Here is a 5,213-nt window from a genome sequence, read left to right on the forward strand (position 1 = left end):
CGGCTCGCCGCGTATGTGGTCACCAGCCACCAGACGGACTTCGAGGAGATCCGCCGGCATGTGGCGGACCGGCTGCCCGAGCATCTCGTCCCCACGCATGTCGTCGTTCTGGAGCGTCTGCCGCTGACTCCCAACGGGAAGGTCGACAAGCGCGCTCTGCCCGAGCCGGTCCCCGTCGCCTCCACCGGCCGTGCCCCGCGCACCCCGCTGGAGGAGACCCTGCTCGCCCTCTTCGCCCGCACCCTCGACACCACCGCCGACCTCACCGTCGACGACGACTTCTTCCACCACGGCGGCCACTCCCTCCTGGGTGCCCGTCTCACCAACCACATCGCCGGGGCCCTCGACGTCCGGCTCACCATCCGCGACGTCTTCCAGTACCCCACCCCCGCCCGGCTCGCCGAGCACATCGAATCCCTGAAGGCCGCACCGACGAGGAAGGCCCGTCCCGCCCTCCGGCGCCGCGCCAGGACCGAGGCGGTCACGACCGAGACCGCCACCGAGACCGCCACCATCACAGAACGGATCAGCTGATGAACACCTCCCCGACCCCCGCCCCCGAGGACGTCGTCTGGGACCTGCCGGGCGACCTGCCGCACCGCCTGTCGCTGCTCGTGCTCCCGCACGCCGGAGGCAACGCGCACGCGTACAGCGCCTGGCGCGAGCACCTCCCGGCCGACGTGCGGCTGCTCATCGGCCAGTACCCGGGGCGCGGCGCCCGCTTCAGCGAGGACCTGCCCGAGTCCGTCGACGACCTGGCGCTGCCCGTGATCGACGCGCTCCCCGCGGACACCGGTGACCTGGTGGTGCTCGGGCACAGCATGGGCTCCCTGGTCGCCTTCGAGGTGACCCGCGCCCTGCAGGCCGTCGGCCGCACCCCGCAGGGCCTGATCGCCTCCGCCTGCCGGGCGCCGGTGCTGCCCAACCAGTGCCCGGTGCACCCGGAGCGGCTGGACGACGACCAGCTGGTCGCGGCCATCAAGGAGCGCGGCGGCACCGACGACGGCATCCTCGACGACGAGGAGCTCCGCGAGATCGTCCTGCCGTCCATCCGCGCGGACTTCGCCATCGACGACGCCTACCGGTGCACCGCCCCGGACGTACGGCTCGACTGCCGGGTCGCGGTGTTCGGCGGGGACGCCGACCCGATCGTCCCGGTCGACATGCTCGACGGCTGGTCCCTGGTGGCCGGCCACCAGGTGGTGCCCGAGGTGCTGACCGGCGACCACTTCTACTTCCAGCAGGACCTGCCCGGCTTCTTCGCCCGTCTGAACCCGGCCCTGGAGACCCTGCGCGCCTCCGCTCCCAGCAACGCCTGATCGACCGTCAACTTCCCTCCTTTCTAAGGGATCACGAGGAGACCACCATGACCACGTACGCCCAGAGCCCGGCCACCGCCGGCATCGCCGTCGTCCGGGAGCCCGGCAAGCCGGCCCTCGTCGAGACGCCCGCCTTCGACACCATGGCGGAGGCCACCACCTGGCTGTCGGCCCGGCTCCCCGCCATCCAGGCCGAACTGCACCGCTCCGGCGCGGTCATGCTGCGCGGGCTTCCGGTGACGGACGCGGCGACGTTCGCCGAGGCCCGTGACGCGCTGATCGCCCAGCGTGCCGGGTACAAGGAGAAGGCCACCCCCCGCACGGACTTCGGCGAAGGGGTGTTCTCCTCCACCGACCTGCCGGCCGCCCAGCCGATCCGCCTGCACAACGAGAACAGCTACACCCTGGACTTCCCCGGCGTGCTGCTCTTCGGCTGCGTCACCGCCCCCGAGACCGGCGGCGCGACCACCGTCGGCGACATGCGCCGGGCGCTCGCCATGCTGCCGCGGGACCTGGTCGCCCGGTTCGCCGAGGCCGGCTGGCTGCTCGTGCGCAACTACTCCGACCTGGCGGGCATGCCCTGGCGCAAGGCCTTCTCGTCGGAGGAGCCGGCGGGCGCCGAGGAGTACTGCGACGCCCACGCGATCGGCTACGAATGGCTCGACGAGGACACCCTGCGCACCCGTCAGCGCCGCTCCGCGATCATCACCCACCCGGTGACCGGCGAGCGGTCCTGGTTCAACCACTTCGCCTTCTGGAACGCCCGCAGCCTCGACGAGGACGTCCGCGAGGTCCTCACCGACACGTTCGGCGCGGACGGCCTGCCCTTCGACACCCGACTGGGCGACGGCACCGCCCTCACCGACGCCGAGGTGGACGCGATCAACGACGTGTACCAGGCGGTCACGCTGCGGGAGAGCTGGCAGGCCGGCGACCTGATGCTCGTCGACAACATCCTCTGCGCGCACGGCCGGGAGTCGTACACCGGAGACCGGAAGATCCTCGTCGCCATGGGCGAGCCGGTTCGGCTCTCCGACTGCTCCCCGACCACCGCCCCCTCCACCACCCCGTACGGAAGGTGAGCCCCGCCATGACCGCCGTCCTCCCCGAGCGCTCCACCGCCCCGGCTGCCCCGGTTCCCTCCTCCCCGGGCGCCTGCGCCTGCGGCACCTGCGCCGCCGCCGGTACCGGCGCGGCCGACCTGCTCGCCCGGCTCGCCACCGCCCCCGGCGGACGCACCGCCGTCGTCGCCGGCGACGACCGCCTCACCTTCGACGAGCTGCGCGCCGAGGCCGCCGTGATCGCCGCCCGGCTCGCCGCCCTCGGCATCGGCCCGGAGAGCGTCGTGGCGCTCTGCCTGCCCCGGGGCGCCGCCCTGGTGACCGCGATCATCGGCACGCTCACCGCCGGCGCCGCCTACCTGCCGGTCGACCCGGCGCTGCCCGCCGACCGCCGCCGCTACCTCGTCGAGGACTCCGGCGCCGACCTGGTGGTCGTGGACGGCGGGGACGTCTCCCCGGCGCCCGGCGCCCGCGCCGTGACGGTCGCCGAACTGACGGCCACCCCGAGCGGCGGCCCGGCCCCGTACGCGCCGGTCCCCGTCACCGCGGACACCCTGGCCTACGTCATCTACACCTCCGGCTCCACCGGCCGCCCGAAGGGCGTGGAGATCGGCCGAGGCGCAGCCTCCCTGCTGCTGGGGGAGCTGGAGGCGGCGGGCGCCGCCACCGGCGAGGGGGGCAGGGTCGGCTGGAACGCCTCGCCGTCGTTCGACGCCTCCGTGCAGCAGTGGACGCGGCTCTGCCGCGGCGACACCCTCGTCATGATCGACGAGGAGACCCGCCGCGACCCGTCCCTGCTCGCCGCCTTCGTCGACGAGCAGGCCCTCACCGACCTGGACATCACCCCCTCGCACGCCGACCCCCTCCTCGACCTGCTCACCGAGGACGGCGGCCCGCGCCCGCTGACCCTCCTCGTCGGCGGCGAGGCGATCAGCCCGGCGCTGTGGGACAGGTTCGTCGCCGCCCACCGCTCCGGACTGCTGCGCGCGCTCAACGTGTACGGGCCGACGGAGTGCACCGTCGACTCCACCGCCGGCTGGATCGACGGACCGGGGGAGCCGCACATCGGCGCCGTCCTGCCGGGGCTCCGGATGCGCCTGCTCGACGAGAAGCTCGTCCCGGTCGGGCCGGGGGAGTCCGGCGAGCTGTACCTCGCGGGCCCGCGCGTGGGCCGTGGCTACCGGCGCCGGCCCGGACTGACGGCGGAGCGGTTCGTCGCCGACGTCTCCGAAGACGCCTCCGGTGGACGGATGTACCGCACCGGCGACCGCTGCCGGCTGCTGCCCGACGGCCGGCTCGTCTACCTCGGCCGCGCCGACGGCCAGGTCAAGCTGCGCGGACACCGCATCGAACTCCCGGAGATCGAGGCCGCCCTCACCCGGGTCGACGGGGTCGCCGAGGCGGCCGTGATCCTCGGCGAGGACGCCGGCGGCACCGCCTGCCTGATCGCCTACCACCGTGGCGGGGACGCCGCCGTCCTGCGTGCCGCGCTCGCGGACGGCCTGCCCGCGTACATGGTGCCGAGCGCGTTCGTCGCGGTGGACCGCTTCGCCACGACGCCCAGCGGCAAGCTCGACCGGTCCGTCCTGCCCGCCCGCCTCGAAGCCCCGGCGGAGACGGAGCCCGAGGCCGCCGGCGCCGACGGCCTGGACGGCCGGGCCGAAGAGCTGATCGCCCGCGTGTGGACGCAGGTCCTCGGCGCCGCGTCGATCGGCCCGGACGACAACTTCTTCAAGCTCGGCGGCCATTCCCTGCTCGCCATCAAGCTGGTCTCCCGCGTGCGGGCCGAGCTGTCCGTGGCGCTCCCGGTCAAGGCCGTGTACGCCCACCCGCGGCTGCGCGACCTCGCCGCCCACATCGAGGAGCTGCTGGCCGCACAGGATGCCTGACCGCGGACCGTCCCCGCGGTCCCTCTCGGCACCGCGGTCCGTCCCGCCCCCGCGGTCCCTGTCACCGGTCCACCCGCCCGCCCCGCCACTCACGAGGAGCAGCAACCGTGATCCCCCTGTCCTATGCCCAGCGCCGCCTGTGGTTCCTGAACCGGTTGGAGGGTTCCTCCCCGGCCTACAACGCGCCCGTGGTGCTCCGGCTGGGATCGGTGCCCGACCCGGTCGTGCTCCGGGCAGCCGTACGGGACGTGGTGGAGCGTCACGAGGTGCTCCGGACCGTGTACCCGGCCCTGGACGAGGAGCCGTACCAGAAGATCCTCGACGACGCCGACGTGCGCTTCGAGGTGGAGGAGTGCGGCGCGGGCGAGGACGTGGCGGCCCGGACGACGGCGTTCGCCCGGCTCCCCGTGGACGTGACGCGCGAACTGCCGCTCCGGGCGAGGCTGTTCAAGGTCGACGACGGGACGGCCGTTCTGGTGCTCCTCGTGCACCACATCGCCACGGACGGCTGGTCGGTGGGCTGCCTGCTCGCCGATCTCGACGCTGCCTACCGGGCCCGCGCCGAGGGTCGTGCACCCGACCGGGAGCCGCTGCCCGTCCAGTACGCGGACTACGCCCTGTGGCAGCGGGACATGCTCGGGGACCCCGAGGACCCCGACAGCACCGCGCACGAGCAGCTCGCCCACTGGCGGAAGGCCCTGGACGGCATACCGGCCGAGACGCGCCTGCCCGCCGACCGGCCCCGGCCCACGGAGCCCAGCCACCGGGGAGCGGTGGTCTCGGCGGAGCTGGACCCCGGCGTCCACCGCGCCCTCGCCTCCCTCGCGCGCTCCCGTCGGGGCACGTTCTTCCTGGTGGCCCGGGCCGCCCTGGCCCTCGCCCTGCGGGCGGCGGGCGCGGGCGAGGACGTGGTCGTCGGCACGGCGGTGGCGGGCCGGCCCGAG

At 74.4% G+C, this 5,213-nt stretch carries 5 protein-coding genes; all 5 read left to right on the forward strand.

Features of this window, described 5'->3' with window-relative positions; translation table 11 throughout:
• A partial coding sequence (locus ABZ318_RS38875) for a phosphopantetheine-binding protein (RefSeq protein WP_356907133.1) occupies window positions 1–534 on the forward strand: 534 nt, incomplete at its 5' end.
• Window positions 534–1,319, forward strand: a complete 786-nt coding sequence (locus ABZ318_RS38880; RefSeq protein ID WP_356907134.1) for an alpha/beta fold hydrolase — start codon at window positions 534–536, stop codon at window positions 1,317–1,319. The genes ABZ318_RS38875 and ABZ318_RS38880, both read left to right, overlap by 1 nt.
• 47 nt (window positions 1,320–1,366) lie before the next feature.
• The gene (locus ABZ318_RS38885) at window positions 1,367–2,401 is read left to right on the forward strand and encodes a TauD/TfdA family dioxygenase (protein WP_356907135.1); all 1,035 of its coding nucleotides are present in this window, start codon (window positions 1,367–1,369) and stop codon (window positions 2,399–2,401) included.
• 8 nt (window positions 2,402–2,409) lie between these two features.
• A complete protein-coding gene (locus ABZ318_RS38890; RefSeq protein ID WP_356907136.1) occupies window positions 2,410–4,269 on the forward strand; it encodes an amino acid adenylation domain-containing protein in 1,860 nt (619 codons plus the stop codon).
• Between the two features lie 107 nt (window positions 4,270–4,376).
• The coding region (locus ABZ318_RS38895) for a condensation domain-containing protein (protein ID WP_356907137.1) at window positions 4,377–5,213 on the forward strand (837 nt) is incomplete at its 3' end.

It is taken from the genome of Streptomyces sp. NPDC006197, assembly GCF_040613865.1.
GTDB lineage: Bacteria > Actinomycetota > Actinomycetes > Streptomycetales > Streptomycetaceae > Streptomyces.

Excerpts from the sequence above, each read along its gene's own strand:
- ABZ318_RS38880 (WP_356907134.1), top strand. The coding sequence starts at position 534 with ATGAACACCTCCCCGACCCCCGCCCCCGAGGACGTCGTCTGGGACCTG.
- ABZ318_RS38885 (WP_356907135.1), top strand. The coding sequence starts at position 1,367 with ATGACCACGTACGCCCAGAGCCCGGCCACCGCCGGCATCGCCGTCGTC.
- ABZ318_RS38890 (WP_356907136.1), top strand. The coding sequence starts at position 2,410 with ATGACCGCCGTCCTCCCCGAGCGCTCCACCGCCCCGGCTGCCCCGGTT.